This window comes from Enterobacter cloacae complex sp. I2 (genome assembly GCF_014896205.1).
GTDB classification, from domain to species: Bacteria; Pseudomonadota; Gammaproteobacteria; order Enterobacterales; family Enterobacteriaceae; genus Enterobacter; species Enterobacter quasihormaechei.
In genome coordinates this window covers 85,701-105,681 of the sequence record NZ_JADBRA010000004.1, presented here as the reverse complement: position 1 = coordinate 105,681, position 19,981 = coordinate 85,701, and the positions used below count along the sequence as shown (strand labels likewise).

The window sequence follows — 19,981 nt, the reverse complement described above, 5'->3', positions numbered from 1 at the left end:
GTCATGAAATTCACTCAACTTGCAGCCGGCCTGCTGCTGGCCGGTTTGATGACCGGCTCCGCGCTGGCGGCGGATAAAATCGTGATTGCCCATCGCGGCGCCAGCGGTTATCTGCCGGAGCATACGCTGCCGGCGAAGGCGATGGCCTATGCGCAGGGCGCGGATTATCTGGAGCAGGATTTGGTGATGACGAAGGACGATCGGCTGGTCGTTCTGCATGACCACTATCTTGACCGCGTCACGGACGTGGCGGAACGCTTCCCGGATCGCGCCCGTAAAGACGGTCGCTATTACGCCATCGACTTCACGCTGGCGGAGATCCGCTCGCTGACGTTTACCGAGGGCTTCGAGATTGAAAACGGCAGGAAGGTGCAGGTCTATCCGGGACGTTTCCCGATGGGCAAATCTGACTTCCGTATTCACACCTTCGAAGAGGAGATCGAGTTTGTTCAGGGGCTGAACCACTCGACCGGGAAAAACATCGGTATCTATCCGGAAATCAAAGCGCCGTGGTTCCACCATCAGGAAGGAAAAGACATTGCCGCTACGACGCTGGAGGTGCTGAAAAAGTACGGCTACACCAGCAAGCAGGATAAGGTTTTCCTGCAATGTTTCGATGCCGCGGAGCTGAAGCGCATCAAAACCGAGCTGGAGCCGAAGATGGGGATGGATCTCAATCTGGTGCAGCTGATTGCCTATACCGACTGGAACGAAACCCAGGAAAAACAGCCGGACGGGAAGTGGGTGAACTACAACTACGACTGGATGTTTAAGCCGGGCGCGATGAAGCAGATTGCGCAGTACGCCGACGGCATTGGGCCGGATTACCACATGCTGGTGGCGGAAGGCTCAACGCCGGGTCACGTGAAGCTGACGGCGATGGTGAAAGAGGCGCACACGAGCAACATGCAGGTGCATCCGTATACCGTGCGTGCAGACCAGCTGCCGGACTATGCGACGGACGTGAATCAGCTTTACGGCGTGCTGTATAACCAGGCGGACGTGGACGGGCTGTTTACGGATTTTCCGGATAGAGCGGTGAGTTTTTTGAAGGATAAACGCTGAAATTGCCGGGTGGCGGCTTCGCCTTACCCGGCCTACGAACTGCGGTTTTGTAGGTCGGGTAAGCGTAGCGCCACCCGACACTGTTACATCTCGATCTCTATATCGCCTTTTGCCCGGCAGCAGCAGGGCAAAATTTCCCCTTCACTGATAAAGGCCAGCGGTTCGGTCAGCCAGTCCACCTGGCCTGCGACCAGACGGCAGCGGCAGGAACCGCAATAGCCTTCACGACACTGGTACTCTACCTCTACCTGATGCGCTTCCAGCGCCACCAGCAGGGAAGGGTGCTCTTCCTGGCACAGCACCTCTGTACCCGAAAGGCGTAGCGTTACGCGGGTCATCAGAGCTGGAAATCGCTCAGATCGTCGGTGTTGACTTCAGAGTCAATCTGACCGACCAAATACGAACTCACTTCCACTTCCTGCGGCGCCACCTGCACGTTATCGGACACCAGCCAGGTGTTGATCCACGGAATCGGGTTAGAACGCGTCTGGAATGGCAGATCGAGGCCAACCGCCTGCATGCGGATGTTGGTGATGTACTCAACGTACTGGCAGAGAATATCTTTGTTCAGGCCAATCATGGAGCCGTCGCGGAACAGGTAGTCTGCCCACTCTTTCTCCTGCTGGGCGGCCTGCACGAACAGGTCGTAGCACTCCTGTTTGCACTCTTCCGCAATTTCCGCCATCTCCGGATCGTCCGTTCCGCTGCGCAGCAGGTTCAGCATATGCTGGGTGCCGGTCAGGTGCAGGGCTTCATCGCGGGCGATCAGACGGATAATTTTGGCGTTGCCTTCCATCAGCTTGCGCTCGGCAAAGGCGAAGGAGCAGGCGAAGCTCACGTAGAAGCGGATTGCTTCCAGCGCGTTGACGCTCATCAGGCACAGATAGAGCTGTTTTTTCAGCGCCCGCAGGTTCACGGTGACGGTTTTGCCGTTCACGGTGTGCGTGCCTTCGCCCAGCAGATGCCAGTAGCTGGTCATCTCGATCAGCTCGTCGTAGTAGTGCGCAATGCCTTCGGCGCGCTTCTGGATCTGCTCGTTGGTAACGATATCGTCAAACACCACCGCCGGATCGTTCACGATGTTGCGGATGATGTGGGTATAAGAGCGGGAGTGGATCGTTTCAGAAAACGCCCAGGTTTCTACCCAGGTTTCCAGCTCAGGAATCGAGATCAGCGGCAGCAGCGCCACGTTCGGACTACGACCCTGAATGGAGTCCAGCAGCGTCTGGTACTTCAGGTTGCTGAGGAAGATGTGCTTTTCGTGTTCCGGCAGCGCCTGGAAATCGATACGGTCGCGGGAAACGTCCACTTCTTCCGGACGCCAGAAGAAGGAGAGTTGCTTTTCAATCAGCTTTTCGAAGATGTCATATTTTTGCTGATCGTAGCGTGCCACGTTGACCGGCTGGCCGAAGAACATCGGCTCTTTGAGCTGGTCGTTTTTCGTCTGTGAAAAGGTGGTATATGCCATGAGTGTGTCCTGTGAGAGATTTTGTCAATCGGGCAAACAAAATCGTAGGCCGGGTAAGCGGAGCGCCACCCGGCATTTACATTAGATCTTACATGCGCCGCTTTCGCAGCCGTCGTCCTGAATTGACGGGGCCAGGTCGTCCTGTGCGTCTTCCGCACCGTCACGGGTGTTGTGATAGTACAGGGTCTTCACGCCAAATTTGTAGGCGGTGAGCAGGTCTTTCAGCAGTTGCTGCATCGGAACCTTACCTGACGGGAAGCGCGTCGGGTCGTAGTTAGTATTGGCAGAGATCGACTGGTCGATAAACTTCTGCATGATACCCACCAGTTGCAGGTAGCCGTCGTTGTTTGGCATTTCCCACAGCAGTTCGTAGTTATTGCCCAGCGTTTCGTAGTCCGGCACTACCTGACGCAGCACGCCATCTTTCGACGCTTTGATGCTGACGTGGCCGCGCGGTGGCTCAATACCGTTGGTGGCGTTGGAGATCTGCGAAGAGGTCTCGGACGGCATCAGGGCAGAGAGCGTGGAGTTACGCAGACCGTGCGTTTTGATGGACTCGCGCAGGCCTTCCCAGTCGAGGTGCAGCGGCTCGCTGACGATCGCATCCAGGTCTTTTTTGTAGGTGTCGATCGGCAGAATGCCTTTCGCGTAGGTGGTTTCGTTGAACCACGGGCACGCGCCTTGCTCTTTCGCCAGCTCGTTGGAGGCTTTCATCAGGTAGTACTGAATCGCTTCGAACGTCTGGTGGGTCAGGTTGTTGGCGCTGCCGTCGGAGTAACGCTTGCCGTTTTTCGCCAGCCAGTAGGCGAAGTTGATCACGCCGATACCCAGGGTACGACGGCCCATTGCGCCGCGTTTTGCCGCCGGGATTGGGTAATCCTGGTAGTCCAGCAGGGCGTCGAGCGCGCGAACTGCCAGCACGGCCAGCTCTTCCAGCTCGTCCAGGCTCTTAATCGCACCCAGGTTGAACGCGGAGAGCGTACACAGGGCGATCTCGCCGTTTTCGTCGTTCACATCGTCCAGCGGTTTGGTCGGCAGGGCGATCTCCAGGCACAGGTTAGACTGGCGCACTGGCGCAACGACCGGGTCGAACGGGCTATGGGTGTTGCAGTGGTCAACGTTCTGGATGTAGATACGACCGGTAGAGGCACGTTCCTGCATCATCAGGGAGAACAGGTCTACCGCCTTCACGCGCTGCTTGCGAATGCTGTCGTCTTTTTCGTATTTGGTGTACAGACGCTCGAACTCGTCCTGATCGGCGAAGAACGCGTCGTACAGGCCCGGGACGTCGGACGGGCTGAACAGGGTGATGTCTTCACCTTTCAGCAGACGGGTGTACATCAGCTTGTTGATCTGCACGCCGTAGTCCATGTGACGCACGCGGTTGCCTTCCACGCCACGGTTGTTCTTCAGAACCAGCAGGCTTTCCACTTCCAGGTGCCACATTGGGTAGAACAGGGTTGCTGCACCCCCGCGTACGCCGCCCTGAGAGCAGGATTTTACTGCCGTCTGGAAGTGCTTGTAGAACGGAATACAGCCGGTGTGGAACGCTTCGCCGCCGCGGATCGGGCTGCCCAGCGCGCGGATACGGCCAGCGTTAATGCCGATACCGGCACGCTGGGAAACGTATTTTACGATGGCGCTGGAGGTGGCGTTGATGGAATCCAGGCTATCACCACACTCGATCAGAACGCAGGAGCTGAACTGACGGGTAGGGGTGCGCACGCCAGACATGATTGGCGTAGGCAGAGAAATTTTGAACGTTGATACCGCATCGTAGAAACGCTTCACGTAATCCAGACGGGTTTCACGCGGGTAATTCGAGAACAGGCAGGCGGCCACCAGAATATAGAGGAACTGGGCGCTTTCGTAGATCTCACCGGTCACACGGTTCTGAACCAGGTATTTACCTTCGAGCTGCTTCACCGCCGCGTAGGAGAAGTTCATGTCGCGCCAGTGATCGATAAACCCGTTCATCTGCTCGAACTCTTCTTCCGTATAGTCTTCCAGCAGATGCGTGTCGTATTTGCCCAGCTCGACCATTTTCACCACGTGATCGTAAAGCTTCGGCGGCTCGAACTGGCCGTAGGCTTTCTTGCGCAGGTGGAAAATCGCCAGACGCGCAGCGAGGTACTGATAATCCGGTGCGTCGCGGGAGATCAGATCCGCCGCTGCTTTGATAATGGTTTCGTGGATATCAGACGTTTTGATGCCGTCGTAGAACTGAATGTGAGAACGCAGTTCAACCTGGGAGATAGATACGTTGTTCAGTCCTTCTGCTGCCCAGTCGAGAACTCGATGGATTTTGTCCAGATTGATACGCTCGGTGGTACCGTCGCGCTTTGTCACCAGCAGACTCTGATTCATGTGGGTTTTTACCTGTCCGTGAAATAAAAAATATCCCCCGCTTATCCACAGATCCGTCTTGTGACTAACTCTGTGGATAAATACTACATATAGGGGTTTTGCGATAAGAATAACGCTATATGGTGAGTATTCTAGTAAGGATTCTTTTCAGTACAAGGGTTGATTTTGACGTTAAATTGAGGTTGTGAAAGGGTAAAAAAGGCTAAGTCCTCGTGCCATAAGGCCTGGAAGAGATGTCAATATTCCAGAAAAAAAATTCAAAATTTGATCGAGTGCTGATTTCTTCAACGGGAGGTCAGAATTGCGCAACATGATGTCGCGCAATCATTATAAGAATAACGGATGACGTTAGTCGTTTTTGGCGGTTGTGTGCAACATATAGTTAACATCCACGCCCGGGGCAAGTTTGAATTTATCCGTTAGCGGGTTGTAGTGCAGGCCGGTAATGTGCTGCTCCTTAAGCCATGTCTGGTCAACCCAGCCCAGCAGTTCGGCAGGCTTGATAAACTTCTTCACGTCATGCGTCCCTTTCGGCACCATGCGCAGCACATATTCCGCGCCCACCACGGCCATCAGCCAGGCTTTGCCGTTGCGGTTGATGGTCGAGAAGAAGACCTGGCCGCCCGGCTTCACCAGTTTTGCACAGGCGTTCACCACCGACTGCGGGTCGGGAACGTGCTCCAGCATCTCCATGCAGGTCACCACGTCGTACTGGTGCGCATGGTTTGCCGCGTGCTCTTCCACGGTTTCCTGAACGTATTCTACCTGTACGCCGGACTCCAGCGCGTGAAGACGGGCAACCTGTAGGGGTTCGAAGCCCATGTCCAGGCCGGTGACGGTGGCCCCTTCGCGCGCCATGCTTTCCGCCAGGATGCCGCCGCCGCAGCCGACGTCGAGCACTTTTTTACCGAACAGACCGCCGGAACGCTCCGCGATATAGCCCAGACGCAGCGGGTTAATACGATGCAGAGGTTTGAACTCACCTTCGAGATCCCACCAGCGGGACGCCACCGCTTCAAATTTGGCAATCTCTTCGTGGTCAACGTTGTGAGCCACCGGGGATTTTTCGGCATTCATGGGCGCTTTTACTCCTTATTTAGCAAGACAAATGAGTATATCAGGCAATCCCTGTGAATAAAGCGTATAGGTTTACCTGTATCACCGCGGCTGTGTTATAATTTGCGACCTTTGAATCCGGGATACAGTAGAGGGATAGCGGTTAGATGAGCGACCTTGCGAGAGAAATTACACCGGTTAACATCGAGGAAGAGCTGAAAAGCTCCTATCTGGACTATGCGATGTCGGTCATTGTTGGCCGTGCGCTGCCGGACGTCCGCGATGGCCTGAAGCCGGTACACCGTCGCGTACTATACGCCATGAACGTATTGGGCAATGACTGGAATAAAGCCTACAAAAAATCTGCCCGTGTCGTTGGTGACGTAATCGGTAAATACCATCCCCATGGTGATTCCGCGGTGTACGACACCATTGTCCGTATGGCGCAGCCGTTCTCGCTGCGTTACATGCTGGTAGATGGTCAGGGTAACTTTGGTTCTATCGACGGCGACTCCGCCGCGGCAATGCGTTATACGGAAATCCGTCTGGCGAAGATTGCCCATGAGCTGATGGCCGACCTGGAAAAAGAGACGGTTGATTTCGTTGATAACTACGACGGCACGGAAAAAATTCCTGACGTTATGCCAACGAAGATCCCAAACCTGCTGGTGAACGGTTCGTCCGGTATTGCCGTCGGTATGGCAACCAACATTCCGCCGCACAACATCACGGAAGTGATCAACGGCTGCCTGGCCTACATCGACGATGAAGACATCAGCATTGAAGGGCTGATGGAGCACATCCCGGGCCCGGACTTCCCGACGGCGGCGATCATCAACGGTCGTCGCGGTATTGAAGAAGCGTACCGCACCGGTCGCGGCAAGATTTACATCCGTGCCCGCGCCGAAGTGGAAGCGGACGCCAAAACCGGCCGTGAAACCATCATTGTTCACGAGATCCCGTATCAGGTGAACAAAGCGCGTCTGATTGAAAAAATCGCCGAGCTGGTAAAAGAAAAACGCGTTGAAGGCATCAGCGCGCTGCGTGACGAGTCTGACAAAGACGGTATGCGCATCGTGATTGAAATCAAGCGCGACGCGGTGGGTGAAGTTGTGCTGAACAACCTTTACTCCCAGACTCAGCTTCAGGTCTCCTTCGGTATCAACATGGTTGCGCTGCACCACGGTCAGCCGAAGATCATGAACCTGAAAGAGATCCTGAGCGCGTTCGTGCGTCACCGCCGTGAAGTGGTGACTCGCCGTACCATCTTTGAACTGCGCAAAGCGCGCGATCGTGCTCATATCCTTGAAGCACTGGCCGTTGCGCTGGCGAACATCGACCCGATCATCGAGCTGATCCGCCGTGCGCCAACCCCGGCAGAAGCGAAAGCCTCGCTGGTTGCGCGTCCGTGGGATCTGGGCAACGTGGCGGCGATGCTGGAACGTGCGGGCGATGACGCCGCGCGTCCTGAGTGGCTGGAACCGGAATTCGGCGTGCGTGACGGTCAGTACTACCTGACTGAACAGCAGGCCCAGGCGATTCTGGATCTGCGTTTGCAGAAACTGACCGGCCTTGAGCATGAAAAACTGCTCGACGAGTACAAAGAGCTGCTGGAGCAGATTGCCGAGCTGCTGCATATCCTGGGCAGCGCAGAGCGCCTGATGGAAGTGATCCGCGAAGAGCTGGAGCTGGTTCGCGATCAGTTCGGCGACGAGCGTCGTACCGAAATCACGGCCAACAGCTCTGATATCAACATTGAAGATCTGATCAACCGCGAAGACGTGGTAGTGACCCTGTCTCACCAGGGCTACGTGAAGTATCAGCCGTTGACCGACTACGAAGCACAGCGTCGTGGCGGTAAAGGCAAATCTGCGGCACGTATTAAAGAAGAAGACTTCATTGACCGTCTGCTGGTGGCTAACACCCACGACACGATCCTCTGCTTCTCCAGCCGGGGCCGTCTGTACTGGATGAAGGTCTATCAGCTGCCGGAAGCGAGCCGTGGCGCGCGTGGACGTCCAATCGTCAACCTGCTGCCGCTGGAAGCGAACGAACGTATCACCGCCATCCTGCCGGTACGCGAGTACGAAGAGGGCGTGAACGTCTTTATGGCGACCGCGAGCGGTACCGTGAAGAAAACCGCACTGACCGAGTTCAGCCGTCCACGTTCTGCCGGGATTATCGCGGTGAACCTGAACGAAGGCGACGAACTGATCGGCGTGGATCTGACGTCCGGTTCTGATGAAGTGATGCTCTTCTCTGCGGCCGGTAAAGTGGTGCGCTTTAAAGAGAACGCCGTTCGCGCCATGGGCCGTACGGCGACCGGCGTGCGTGGTATCAAGCTGGCGGGTGAAGACACCGTTGTTTCCCTGATCGTTCCTCGTGGCGAAGGCGCAATCCTGACCGTCACCCAGAACGGTTACGGTAAGCGTACGGCGGAAAGCGAATACCCGACCAAATCACGCGGCACGCAGGGCGTTATCTCCATCAAGGTCACCGAGCGCAATGGTTCCGTTGTGGGCGCGGTGCAGGTGGACGACGCGGACCAGATCATGATGATCACCGATGCCGGTACGCTGGTGCGTACGCGCGTGTCTGAGATTAGCGTGGTGGGACGTAACACCCAGGGCGTTATCCTCATCCGTACTGCGGAAGATGAAAACGTCGTCGGCCTGCAACGCGTTGCTGAGCCGGTGGATGACGAAGAGCTCGACTCTATCGACGGCAGCGTCGCGGAAGGGGATGACGAAATCGTCCCGGAAGCGGACACCGATGATGACGCAGCGGATGACGCTGACGAGTAACGTCTCCTGACGCATAAAGGGCCGGTTTCCGGCCCTTTTGTTTTGCGTAAGCAGACAAGTGAACGTTGCGACAAGCCGCGTTTACCGCTACCTTAACCACATTCTTTTTTCCCCGATGGCGGAGCCTCGCCCCTTTGAAATACCTCGTTTCCTTTCGTACCACGCTAAAAGTCTCTCGCTATCTGTTTCGGGCGCTTGCGCTGCTGCTCTGGTTGCTGGTGGCGCTGCTCTCGGTGTTTTACATCGTTAACGCGCTGCACCAGAAAGAAGCGGAGATCCGTCAGGAGTTTAACTTAAGTTCGGATCAGGCCCAGCGCTATATCCAGCGCACGTCTGATGTGATGAAAGAGCTTAAATATATTGCCGAAAATCGACTGACGGCGGAGAACGGCATTCTGGCCCTTCGTGGACGAGATGAAAAAACCGAAGTACCTGATTTCGAACCGCTCTTCCCGGACTCCGATTGTTCAGCCATGGGCAAAGCCTGGCGTGGCTCGCTGGAGTCGCTTTCATGGTTTATGCGCTACTGGCGCGATAACTTCTCCGCCGCCTACGATCTGAACCGCGTCTACCTGATTGGCAACGAAAACCTCTGCATGGCGGATTTCGGCCTGCGGGATATGCCCGTCGAACGCGAAGATGCGCTGAAAAGCCTGCATGAGCGCATCGTGAAATACCGTAATGCGCCTCAGGAAGAGCGTGGAAACAACATCTTCTGGATAAGCCAGGGGCCGCGCATGGGCGTCGGCTATTTCTATGCCCTGACTCCGGTTTATCTCGGCAACCGCCTGCAAGCGCTGCTGGGTATTGAACAAACCATCCGCATGGAAAACTTCTTCACGCCGGGCAGCCTGCCGATGGGCGTGACCATTCTGGATGAAAACGGCCACCCGCTCATCTCCCTTGCCGGGCCAGAAAACCGCCTGAAGGTGGAGCCCAGCTGGATGCAGGAGCGGTCATGGTTTGGCTATACCTCCGGTTTCCGCGAGCTGGTGCTGAAGAAAAGTTTGCCGCCGTCGTCGCTGAGCATCGTCTACTCGCTGCCGGTGGACAAGGTGCTGGAGCGCATTCGCATCCTGATCCTTAACGCCATTTTGTTGAACATCGCGGTAGGCGTGGCGCTGTTTATGCTGGCGAGAATGTATGAGCGGCGGATCTTTATTCCGGCGGAAGCGGATGCGCAGCGTCTGGAGGAGCACGAGCAGTTTAACCGTAAGATTGTCGCCTCGGCACCAGTGGGGATCTGTATCCTGCGTACTCAGGACGGGACGAATATCCTCAGTAACGAGCTTGCCCATAACTACCTGAACATGCTTACGCACGAAGACCGCCAGCGGTTAACGCAGATCATCTGCGGTCAGCAGGTTAACTTTGTGGACGTGCTGACCAGTACCCACACCAACCTGCAAATCAGCTTCGTCCATTCGCGCTACCGCAATGAAAACGTGGCGATTTGCGTGCTGGTGGATGTTTCTGCGCGCGTGAAGATGGAAGAGTCATTGCAGGATATGGCGCAGGCGGCGGAGCAGGCCAGTCAGTCCAAGTCGATGTTCCTTGCGACCGTTAGCCATGAATTGCGTACGCCGCTGTACGGCATTATCGGTAACCTCGATCTGCTCCAGACCAAGGAGCTGCCGAAAGGGGTCGACCGTCTGGTGACGGCTATGAACAACTCCTCCAGCCTGCTGCTGAAAATCATCAGCGATATTCTCGACTTCTCTAAAATTGAGTCTGAGCAGCTGAAAATAGAACCGCGTGAGTTCTCGCCGCGCGAGGTGATGAACCATATCAGCGCCAACTATCTGCCGCTGGTGGTGCGCAAGCAGCTGGGGCTGTACTGCTTTATCGAGCCGGATGTGCCGCTGACGCTGCATGGCGATCCGATGCGTCTGCAACAGGTCATCTCGAACCTGCTGAGCAACGCCATCAAATTCACCGATATCGGCTGTATTGTGCTGCATGTCTGTCGGGCAGGGGAGTACCTGACCATTCGCGTGCGCGACACGGGGGTCGGCATCCCGGCGAAAGAAGTTGTTCGCCTGTTCGATCCGTTCTTCCAGGTGGGAACGGGCGTACAGCGCAACTTCCAGGGGACCGGGCTGGGCCTGGCGATCTGTGAGAAGCTGATCAGCATGATGGACGGGGATATCTCCGTCGATACCGAGCCGGGTATGGGCAGCCAGTTCACCATCCGTATTCCGCTCTATTCGGCACACTATCCGGCGAAAGCCACGGTCGACGGGCTGAGCGATAAGCACTGCTGGCTGGCGGTGCACAACGCCTCCTTACACGATTTCCTGACCTCGATGCTGACCAGCAGCGGCGTGCGGGTCTCACGCTATGAAGGCCAGACGCCGGACGCGGATGACATGCTGATCACCGACGTTGAGCCAGACCAGGCGTGGGCGGGACGCGGGGTGGTGATGTTCTGCCGCCGCCATATCGGTATTCCGATTGAGCGTTCGCCTGGGCTGTGGGTGCACAGCGTGGCGACACCGCACGAGCTGTTGGGCCTGCTGGCGCGCATTTACAGCGTACAGCTTGAGGACAGCGATGGCGCGACCGCGCTGGCCTCTCCTGATGAGCTGGCGTCGGTGAACGACGATATGATGATTCTGGTTGTCGACGATCATCCGATTAACCGTCGTCTGCTCGCAGACCAGCTTGGCTCTCTGGGCTATCAGTGTAAAACGGCCAATGATGGCGTGGATGCCCTGAATGTCTTAAGTAAGAACCATATTGATATTGTGCTCAGCGATGTGAACATGCCTAACATGGACGGCTACCGTCTGACGCAGCGTATCCGACAGCTGGGGCTGACGCTGCCGGTGGTCGGGGTGACAGCCAACGCCCTGGCGGAGGAGAAACAGCGCTGTCTGGAGTCCGGGATGGACAGCTGTCTGTCGAAGCCGGTCACGCTGGATGTCCTGAAGCAGACCCTATCCGTGTATGCGGAGCGGGTACGAAAAGCGAGACAATAAAAAAGGCCCGAAAGGGCCTTTTTTATTTCTCCGGCGGCTGTACCGGGTAAGCGCGAGCGCCACCCGGCGTAAACAGCGAAGATCAATCTTTGTCCGTTGCGCTCAGCGTCACGGAAGAGAGATAGTTCAGCAGGGCGATATCGTTATCCACACCCAGCTTCATCATCGCGGATTTTTTCTGGCTACTGATGGTTTTAATACTGCGGTTCAGTTTCTTGGCAATTTCAGTGACCAGGAAACCTTCAGCGAACAGACGCAGAACCTCACTCTCTTTTGGCGAAAGACGCTTGTCGCCATAGCCACCCGCGCTGATTTTTTCGAGCAGGCGTGAGACGCTTTCAGGGGTGAATTTCTTCCCTTTCTGTAGCGCCGCCAGCGCTTTTGGCAGATCGGTAGGTGCGCCTTGTTTCAGTACAATCCCTTCAATATCGAGATCCAGAACGGCGCTCAGGATCGCCGGGTTATTGTTCATGGTCAGAACAATGATCGAAATGTCCGGGAAGTGGCGTTTAATGTATTTGATGAGCGTAATGCCGTCACCGTATTTATCTCCAGGCATGGAGAGATCGGTAATGAGCACGTGCGCATCAAGTTTAGGCAGGTTGTTAATGAGAGCTGTGGAATCTTCAAATTCACCGACTACATTCACCCACTCGATTTGTTCAAGTGATTTGCGAATACCGAACAGTACAATCGGATGGTCATCGGCAATAATTACGTTCATATTGTTCATGTATAAGGCTACCTTGCTACAGCAAGCTCTTGACGTAAGCGTCAATGTCGCTGATGTATTTTTCAATGCCAGAGGCATCTTTCTCACGAATTAGATGTTCCAGCGTTTCACATAACTGCTTGCCGGGAACCAGATTAAGCATGGCAAACACCCCTTTAAGCCGGTGTGCTGTCTGTGCCAGCGCTGCAAAATCCTGCGCAGCGGACTCAGTATACAACCGCTTAACATCATCTGGTACTGTATCAACGAAGAGCGAATAATATCCGCTGGCATGGAGTTCTGCATTTTCATCGCCGCCTAACGGTGACTCCAGGATCTCTTCCTGCGCCAGATTCTCTTCAATCAGTTGTAATACAGCTTCCTGCATTGCATTGCTCATATTAAAGTTGACGCGCAGCTGCCCAGGGCCAATTTTCCGCACGCCTGGCTCATCATCGCTTAAAAGCAAGCCTGAGGCAGTAAGATTAGACGGATTATCAGTTAAAAATAGATCAAATTCTTGACTCGCGAGCCTTTCGTCCGGGGTGATGCAGGACGCGCCCCAGTTTTCTAACTGACGAACGACGATATTACGGATCTCGCTGGAGGTCACGTCCACCATCACGACCACATCATCCAGCAGACGCTCTTCATCCTCTTCCTGTGGATTCGCCGCCATTTTGACGTGTAAGGAGTAGCGGGTACCGAGGGATTCGCGGGCCTTGATGTTCAGATGGCCGCCCAGCTTGCGCGCCAGCTGATCGCAGAGCCAGAAGGTGAGGGCATTCGCCTTACCGTAGTGGTCACGCTGCGTATCGTTCAGGAACGGGAAGTGCAGGTTATCGATTTCGCTGACGGTCACGCCTTCGCCCGTATCCAGAATGCGGAACGTCAGGCGATCGTCGGTGGATTCATCGGTGCTGACTTCAAGGGTGATCTTGCCGATCTGCGTCGTGGTGACGGCATACTGGATCAGCATCATCAGAATGCGGCGCAGGGCATCACGATCGCCGTGACGCTCGTCGTTGGCCGGCAAATGGTTGTTGATCAACAGCTGGAGTCCCTTGCGCTTGATCACCGGCAGCACTTCCGGTACCACCTCATCAATCAGATCCTGGATGGAGAAGAGCGTCGGGGTGCCCTTCCAGATGTCGTTCTCCAGCATATTCGCCAGCTGGATTTCGTCCACCAGACGAACCAGCGAGTCGGCCTGGCTACTCAGCTGTCGGCTTTCCGGCGTGCTTAAATCAGCAATCTGCGTGGCGAGTGACTTCAGCGGTTGCTTAAAAGCATCGCCGATATTTTGCATAAACGCGGCGCGACCGTGCTGGTTCTTCTCGTACAGCCTTTGCGCCTGCTTGAGCTTTTTATTTACCAGCACTTCGCGATCCTGATCGCGAATAATGAAGATTTGCGTACGCGAGGCGACCTGGCTGCGGAACTGACGGATCTCATACAGTTCATTATTAATGGTGGCCTGGATAACGCCCTGATGCTGGTCCGCCATGGCCGTAATATTTTGCAGGTTAAGGTGCGGCAGAAGGTGGTCGGCAATTTTATTGCTCATGACCGTGCGGTTTGCTTCCTGATCGTGAACGAGCACCCCCAGCGGCAGCACGGAAATAATCTCTTCGTTTAAGGCACGCAGGACGCGCAGTTCGTTGCTGGTTCCTGAGGATACCGATGTCGAGTCGCTCTGGCGGCCCGACTGGAAACGGAAGGTGCTGTAGCCAAACAGCGCCAGCGCCAGCAGGCCGATATTCAGGAGTAGCGGCAGGAGAATGTTTTGCAGGGTATCAAGCATCAGGGTGCCAAAAGGCACCTGCCACACCAGCCGCATACCGGTTGAATTGAGCGATGAGGCAATCTCAATTTTTGAGCCATTAAAGGAGATCGCGACGCTGTCCGCGCCTTCTTTGTCCGACGGCGTGCGCATATTCTGGGTGCTGTTGTCTGGCTCCAGACGGAAACTGTCTAGCGGCATATCCGGCGGGATGAGATCGTTAATCGGCAGATCGAAGGCAACCACGGTCGCGAGATGGCCCGGCTGGTTAAAGGTGGTGCGCAGCGTAAAGTAATGGCCGTTCTGCCAGGCCAGGCGGCGTAGCGAAGAAAAACTTTCGCGCTCGTCCAGCGCGTTGGCCTGTTGCAACATTTCTGCCCGGCGGGAATCCACAATACTGCCAACGGTGGTCTCTTTAAAGCCGGACGAGAGGTCCTTAAGCGGCAGGGTAGAGACCAGGATCATGCTGTTGTCCTGGCCGTTCAGGTAATACATGGACCACGGAACGGTCTCGGCGCCCCACAGGGTGTCCAGATAGGAGGAGATCCGCTGCGTCATCTCCAGCGTTGCGCTGTCGTGCGAACCGAAAATCAGGGCTTCAGTTTTGCGCTGCGGTTTTTCAAGGTAATAAACATCCTGCTTAAGGCGCGTTTCCTGCAACCCTTCGCCTGACGAGGTGGCAGGCGCGGCGGCGATATTGTCGTAGATTTGCCAGGTCGCATAGCGCCACGTATCAATACGCTTATGCACCGCGTGGGTGATATCGACGATTTGATAGCTTTTATCTTTAAGCCAGGTGTTCACGGCGCTCTGGACCATCACCCCCATTGTGACTAACAGCACAACGATCAACAGAAGAAAGAAGCGGGTGATGCTGCCCGGTAGAAGGGAGAATTTGCTCGGGGCGGTAGTTTCTGTCTGACTCATTGATGTGTTTAACCCGTAATGGCCGCGCGGTAATGGGATAGGGCAGTATAAAGGGTAATAACCGAATTTCCAGCGTCGTTATCGGCATGACCTTGACTTTTTATCTGTCGCAACCCGCTTCAACGACATCCGGGTAAAAGATGTACAAAACCCAGTCAAATGTACAAATACGCCGTCACAACGGCTGAAAAATAGCACGAATTAACAAGAAATTAATTGCGGCTACAAAAAAAGAATTCTGTAAACGCCAACGCTGAATTTAGTTAATAGTCGTTATCATTACAGGCGGGTAGCACATTAAATGTCTGCTGACGTAAAGAAAGGTAAAAAAAAACCGAATGCGAAGCATCCGGTTGAATTAGGGATAAACAGACATTCAGAACTGAATGACGGTAATAAATAAAGTTAATGATGATAGCGAGAGTTATTTTAGTGGTGTTGAAGGGAATTTTTTTGTCATTCAGTGCGGTACTGTTTTTTAAGTTAATTTATTGAAATTTTTACGATATATTTTTGTTTTGATTATCCGTGCTATATTTTTAAACTTTTGATGCTCTGTGAAAGTTCCTTGATATTTACAAATTGAAACATCTTGATGGTAAAGTGAAACATCTTCAAAGTTTTCGTATCATATTCCTGTTGGATTATTCTGCATTTTTGAGGAGAATGAACTTGCCGACTGGTTAAGAGGGTTGACCAGTAAGCAGTGGTAAATAATAAGGCATATAACAGAGGGTTAATAAAATGAAAGTTAAAGTACTGTCCCTCCTGGTACCAGCTCTGCTGGTGGCAGGCGCAGCAAATGCGGCTGAAATTTATAACAAAGACGGCAACAAATTAGATCTGTACGGTAAAGTGGATGGCCTGCACTATTTCTCCGATGACGACGGTGCAGACGGCGACCAGACCTACATGCGTCTGGGCTTCAAAGGCGAAACTCAGGTTAACGATCAGCTGACCGGTTACGGACAGTGGGAATACCAGATCCAGGGCAACTCTGGCGAGAACGAAAACAACTCATGGACGCGTGTAGCGTTCGCTGGTCTGAAATTCGCTGATGCGGGTTCATTCGACTACGGTCGTAACTACGGCGTTGTTTACGATGTCACTTCCTGGACCGACGTTCTGCCGGAATTCGGCGGCGACACCTACGGTTCTGACAACTTCATGCAGCAGCGCGGTAACGGTTTCGCGACCTACCGTAACCAGGACTTCTTCGGTCTGGTTGATGGTCTGAACTTTGCGTTACAGTACCAGGGTAAAAACGGCAGCCCAAGCGGTGAAGGCCAGACCAATAACGGTCGTGACGCGCTGCGTCAGAACGGTGACGGCTACGGCGGCTCTCTGACCTACGATCTGGGCGAAGGCTTCGCACTCGGTACGGCTGTCACCAGTTCTAAACGTACTGATGACCAGAACGCGCCAAACTACTTCGGTAACGGCGATCGTGCTGAGACCTACACCGGCGGTCTGAAATACGACGCGAACAACATCTACCTGGCTGCACAGTATTCTCAGACCTACAACGCGACCCGCGTTGGCGATCAGGGCTGGGCTAACAAAGCACAGAACTTCGAAGTGGTTGCTCAGTATCAGTTCGACTTCGGTCTGCGTCCATCCGTGGCTTACCTGCAATCTAAAGGTAAGGACATCGAAGGCTATGGCGATCAGGATATCCTGAAGTATGTTGACGTGGGCGCGACTTACTACTTCAACAAAAACATGTCCACCTACGTTGATTACAAAATCAACCTGCTGGATGAAAACGACTTCACTCGCCGCACCAGCATCAGCACCGACGATATCGTAGCGCTGGGTCTGGTTTACCAGTTCTAATTGCTCATACTGCAACAAAGGGGCCATCAGGCCCCTTTTTTCATGCTTTTTTAGGGTCTTACAAATACGCTGTTTTAGTGTACTCTTGCCGCCCTGGCATGAGGATAATAACCAATGGAAATGACTTTTTTGCGCGCCAGCTTTCTGGCGACTGTTTTACTCCTGACCGCGTGTGACTCTTCTACGCAGCCCGCAAAAATCGAGGCGCCAGCCGCGACGGTGCTGGAAGGGAAAACCATGGGGACCTTCTGGCGCGTCAGCGTGATGGATATTGATAAATCCCGCGCTGAAGAATTACGCGGAAAAATTCAGGCGCAGCTGGATGCCGACGATCAGCTGCTCTCGACGTATAAAAATGACTCAGCGCTGATGCGTTTCAATCGCTCCAGCAGCACCTCGCTGTGGCCGGTGAGCGAAGCGATGGCCGATATCGTCACGGAATCTATGCGCGTGGGCTACAAAACCAACGGCGCAATGGATGTGACCGTGGGGCCGCTGGTCAATCTGTGGGGATTTGGCCCTGACAAACAGCCGGTGGCTACTCCCGATCAGGCCGCCATCGACGACGCCCGCGCCCGTACAGGGTTACAGCATCTTTCGGTGATCGGCCAGTACGGTCAGCAATACCTGCAAAAGGATATTCCCGATCTGTTTGTGGATCTCTCTACGGTAGGCGAGGGGTATGCGGCGGACCATCTTGCGGCCCTGATGGCGCAGGAAGGCATTCCCCGTTACCTGGTTTCCGTAGGTGGCGCGCTCGTCAGCCGGGGCATGAACGCCAGCGGCAGGCCCTGGCGGGTGGCTATCCAGAAACCAACCGACCAGCAGAACGCGGTGCAGGCGATTGTCGACATCAACGGGCACGGTATCAGCACCTCCGGCAGCTACCGCAACTATTACGAACTGGACGGCAAACGTATTTCGCACGTTATCGATCCGCAAACCGGACGCCCCATTACCCACAATCTGGTATCCGTTACGGTGATAGCCCCAACTGCGCTGGAAGCGGACGCCTGGGATACCGGACTGATGGTGCTCGGCACGGAGAAAGCCAAAGAGGTGGTGCGCCAGGAAGGGCTGGCCGTCTATATGATCACCAAAGAGGCTGACGGGTTTAAAACCTGGAGTTCACCGCAGTTCAACAGCTTCCTGGTAAGCGAGAAAAATTAAAAAGCAAGGTTGCGGGTTTTTGTTCGGTGGCGTTCAGGCAGGCTAAGCGTATGCTTGTAAGAGGAGCCGATGATGAAAAACACAACCTATCTCACCGATGAGGATCGCTGGCAGGCCGTTCTGGCCCGCGATCCTCATGCGGATAACCAGTTTGTTTTTGCCGTGCAGACGACCGGCATTTATTGCCGCCCGTCCTGCCGCGCCCGCCACGCGCTGCGTAAAAATGTCTGCTTCTATCCTGATGCTCACCAGGCAGGGCTGGCGGGCTTCCGTCCCTGTAAGCGCTGTTTGCCGGACCAGGACGATCCTATGGCGCAGAAAAAGGCCCGTATTGCGCTGGCCTGCCGGCTGCTTGAGCAGGATGCCGCGCTGAACCTTGACGCGCTGGCGCAGCAGGTTGCCATGAGCCCGTTCCATTTCCACCGCTTGTTTAAATCCGTTACCGGCATGACGCCGAAAGCCTGGCAGCAGGCCGCGCGCGAACAACGCCTGCGCAGCACGCTGGCGCAGGGCGGTAAAATCACCGATGCCGTTCTGGCCGCCGGGTTCCCGGACAGCAGCAGCTATTACCGTAAAGCCGATGGCGCGCTGGGCATGACGGCCAGACAATACCGCAACGGGGATGCCGCGGTTCGCTATGCCATCAGCGACTGCTCGCTGGGCCGCTGTCTGGTGGGGGAAAGCGAGCGCGGGATCTGCGCGATACTGCTGGGGGATGACGACGCCGCGCTGACGGCCGAGCTGCTTTCACTGTTTCCGCTTGCCGTCCGTGAACCGATGGAAGGTGCGTTTGCCGGGCGGATCCGTCAGGTGATTGCCTCTGTCGACAGCCGCGCAATGCCCCTGACGCTGCCGCTGGATATCCGCGGTACCGCCTTCCAGCAGCAGGTCTGGCAGGCGCTACGGGCTATCCCCTGCGGTGAAACGGTAAGCTATCAGCAGGTGGCAAAGGCCATTGGCAAACCCAACGCCGTGCGCGCCGTGGCGGGGGCCTGCGGCGCCAATAAACTGGCGATCGTGATCCCCTGTCACCGCGTGGTGCGTAACGACGGTGCGCTCTCGGGCTATCGCTGGGGGGCAGCGCGTAAGGTACTATTATTAAAACGTGAGGCGAATAAACAGGAGGGATAATGCTCGATCTTTTTGCGGAGGCTGAACCCTGGCAGGAGCCGCTCGCGCCGGGGGCGACGATCCTGAGACGCTTCGCGCTTTCCCGCGCGGCGGCGCTGTTCGACGGTATTGATGCCGTCACCGCCCGTTCGCCGTTTCGCCATATGGTCACGCCGGGCGGGTATACCATGTCCGTGGCGATGACCAACTGCGGCGAACTGGGATGGGCGACGAATGCGCGGGGCTATTTATATGCGCCGAACGATCCGCTGACGGGGCAGCCGTGGCCACCAATGCCGGAGGCGTTTCAGGCGCTGTGCCATGATGCCGCCGTCGCGGCAGGCTATCCTGATTTTCGACCCGACGCCTGTCTCATCAACCGCTACGCCGTCGGGGCAAAACTCTCCCTGCATCAGGATAAGGACGAGCCGGATCTGCGCGCGCCGATTGTCTCGGTATCCCTTGGGCTGCCCGCTGTCTTTCAGTTTGGCGGGCTGCGGCGCAACGACCCGCTAAAACGGCTGATGCTGGAGCATGGCGATGTGGTGGTCTGGGGCGGTGAGTCACGGCTTTTTTACCATGGTATTCAGCCGCTTAAAAATGGCGAACACCCGGTGGCGGGGGCGTTTCGCTACAACCTTACGTTCCGGCAGGCAGCGTACAGAGAATAAAAATAAGAATTATTCTTGATGTGTGTGAAAG

General features: G+C 55.3%; 13 protein-coding genes. 7 read left to right on the top strand and 6 right to left on the bottom strand.

Annotation, left to right across the window (positions count from 1 at the left end; genetic code table 11):
- Positions 1-3 precede the first annotated feature (3 nt).
- On the top strand, positions 4-1,065 hold the full coding sequence (glpQ, locus tag IM300_RS04795; RefSeq protein WP_193035528.1) for a glycerophosphodiester phosphodiesterase: 1,062 nt from the start codon (positions 4-6) through the stop codon (positions 1,063-1,065).
- A gap of 83 nt (positions 1,066-1,148) precedes the next feature.
- Here the strand turns inward: glpQ and yfaE are convergent, their stop codons facing one another.
- From yfaE to ubiG, 4 genes are all read right to left on the bottom strand, one after another.
- Positions 1,149-1,403 (bottom strand): class I ribonucleotide reductase maintenance protein YfaE, encoded by a 255-nt coding sequence (gene yfaE, locus IM300_RS04790; protein ID WP_063868240.1) that lies wholly within the window; start codon positions 1,401-1,403, stop codon positions 1,149-1,151.
- Positions 1,403-2,533: a class Ia ribonucleoside-diphosphate reductase subunit beta gene (gene nrdB, locus IM300_RS04785; RefSeq protein ID WP_063868242.1), complete on the bottom strand. Its 1,131-nt coding sequence runs from the start codon at positions 2,531-2,533 to the stop codon at positions 1,403-1,405. The genes yfaE and nrdB overlap by 1 nt, the downstream gene beginning before the upstream one ends.
- Before the next feature lie 81 nt (positions 2,534-2,614).
- Positions 2,615-4,900: a class 1a ribonucleoside-diphosphate reductase subunit alpha gene (nrdA, locus tag IM300_RS04780; RefSeq protein WP_023300610.1), complete on the bottom strand. Its 2,286-nt coding sequence runs from the start codon at positions 4,898-4,900 to the stop codon at positions 2,615-2,617.
- A 348-nt stretch (positions 4,901-5,248) separates the two neighbouring features.
- Positions 5,249-5,977: a bifunctional 2-polyprenyl-6-hydroxyphenol methylase/3-demethylubiquinol 3-O-methyltransferase UbiG gene (ubiG, locus tag IM300_RS04775; protein WP_063868243.1), complete on the bottom strand. Its 729-nt coding sequence runs from the start codon at positions 5,975-5,977 to the stop codon at positions 5,249-5,251.
- Positions 5,978-6,123: 146 nt separating this feature from the next.
- Here ubiG and gyrA point away from each other — a divergent pair, with 146 nt between their 5' ends.
- Together gyrA and rcsC are read left to right on the top strand one after the other, a co-directional pair.
- A complete protein-coding gene (gene gyrA / locus IM300_RS04770) occupies positions 6,124-8,760 on the top strand; it encodes a DNA topoisomerase (ATP-hydrolyzing) subunit A (protein WP_112791567.1) in 2,637 nt (878 codons plus the stop codon).
- 134 nt (positions 8,761-8,894) lie between these two features.
- Positions 8,895-11,741 (top strand): two-component system sensor histidine kinase RcsC, encoded by a 2,847-nt coding sequence (rcsC, locus tag IM300_RS04765; RefSeq protein ID WP_102750732.1) that lies wholly within the window; start codon positions 8,895-8,897, stop codon positions 11,739-11,741.
- 82 nt (positions 11,742-11,823) lie between these two features.
- Here rcsC and rcsB read toward each other — a convergent pair whose 3' ends face one another.
- Together rcsB and rcsD are read right to left on the bottom strand one after the other, a co-directional pair.
- Positions 11,824-12,474: a response regulator transcription factor RcsB gene (gene rcsB, locus IM300_RS04760; RefSeq protein ID WP_003859405.1), complete on the bottom strand. Its 651-nt coding sequence runs from the start codon at positions 12,472-12,474 to the stop codon at positions 11,824-11,826.
- A gap of 16 nt (positions 12,475-12,490) precedes the next feature.
- Positions 12,491-15,163, bottom strand: coding sequence for a phosphotransferase RcsD (gene rcsD / locus IM300_RS04755; RefSeq protein ID WP_063450357.1), 2,673 nt, complete (start codon positions 15,161-15,163; stop codon positions 12,491-12,493).
- Between the two features lie 744 nt (positions 15,164-15,907).
- Here rcsD and IM300_RS04750 point away from each other — a divergent pair.
- The 4 genes from IM300_RS04750 to alkB all read left to right on the top strand — a co-directional run bounded on the left by IM300_RS04750 (position 15,908) and on the right by alkB (position 19,950).
- Complete coding sequence (locus tag IM300_RS04750) at positions 15,908-16,999, top strand: porin OmpC (RefSeq protein ID WP_063450356.1); 1,092 nt, start codon at positions 15,908-15,910, stop codon at positions 16,997-16,999.
- A gap of 114 nt (positions 17,000-17,113) precedes the next feature.
- Positions 17,114-18,169, top strand: a complete 1,056-nt coding sequence (gene apbE / locus IM300_RS04745; protein ID WP_131636560.1) for an FAD:protein FMN transferase ApbE — start codon at positions 17,114-17,116, stop codon at positions 18,167-18,169.
- Positions 18,170-18,241: 72 nt separating this feature from the next.
- The gene (gene ada / locus IM300_RS04740) at positions 18,242-19,300 is read left to right on the top strand and encodes a bifunctional DNA-binding transcriptional regulator/O6-methylguanine-DNA methyltransferase Ada (protein ID WP_193035605.1); all 1,059 of its coding nucleotides are present in this window, start codon (positions 18,242-18,244) and stop codon (positions 19,298-19,300) included.
- Positions 19,300-19,950: a DNA oxidative demethylase AlkB gene (gene alkB, locus IM300_RS04735; protein WP_193035526.1), complete on the top strand. Its 651-nt coding sequence runs from the start codon at positions 19,300-19,302 to the stop codon at positions 19,948-19,950. Before ada ends, alkB begins: the two co-directional genes overlap by 1 nt.
- Positions 19,951-19,981 lie beyond the last annotated feature (31 nt).

Coding starts and splice junctions, on each gene's coding strand:
- glpQ (WP_193035528.1), top strand. CDS start 4: ATGAAATTCACTCAACTTGCAGCCGGCCTGCTGCTGGCCGGTTTGATG.
- yfaE (WP_063868240.1), bottom strand. CDS start 1,403: ATGACCCGCGTAACGCTACGCCTTTCGGGTACAGAGGTGCTGTGCCAG.
- nrdB (WP_063868242.1), bottom strand. CDS start 2,533: ATGGCATATACCACCTTTTCACAGACGAAAAACGACCAGCTCAAAGAG.
- nrdA (WP_023300610.1), bottom strand. CDS start 4,900: ATGAATCAGAGTCTGCTGGTGACAAAGCGCGACGGTACCACCGAGCGT.
- ubiG (WP_063868243.1), bottom strand. CDS start 5,977: ATGAATGCCGAAAAATCCCCGGTGGCTCACAACGTTGACCACGAAGAG.
- gyrA (WP_112791567.1), top strand. CDS start 6,124: ATGAGCGACCTTGCGAGAGAAATTACACCGGTTAACATCGAGGAAGAG.
- rcsB (WP_003859405.1), bottom strand. CDS start 12,474: ATGAACAATATGAACGTAATTATTGCCGATGACCATCCGATTGTACTG.
- rcsD (WP_063450357.1), bottom strand. CDS start 15,163: ATGAGTCAGACAGAAACTACCGCCCCGAGCAAATTCTCCCTTCTACCG.
- IM300_RS04750 (WP_063450356.1), top strand. CDS start 15,908: ATGAAAGTTAAAGTACTGTCCCTCCTGGTACCAGCTCTGCTGGTGGCA.
- apbE (WP_131636560.1), top strand. CDS start 17,114: ATGGAAATGACTTTTTTGCGCGCCAGCTTTCTGGCGACTGTTTTACTC.
- ada (WP_193035605.1), top strand. CDS start 18,242: ATGAAAAACACAACCTATCTCACCGATGAGGATCGCTGGCAGGCCGTT.
- alkB (WP_193035526.1), top strand. CDS start 19,300: ATGCTCGATCTTTTTGCGGAGGCTGAACCCTGGCAGGAGCCGCTCGCG.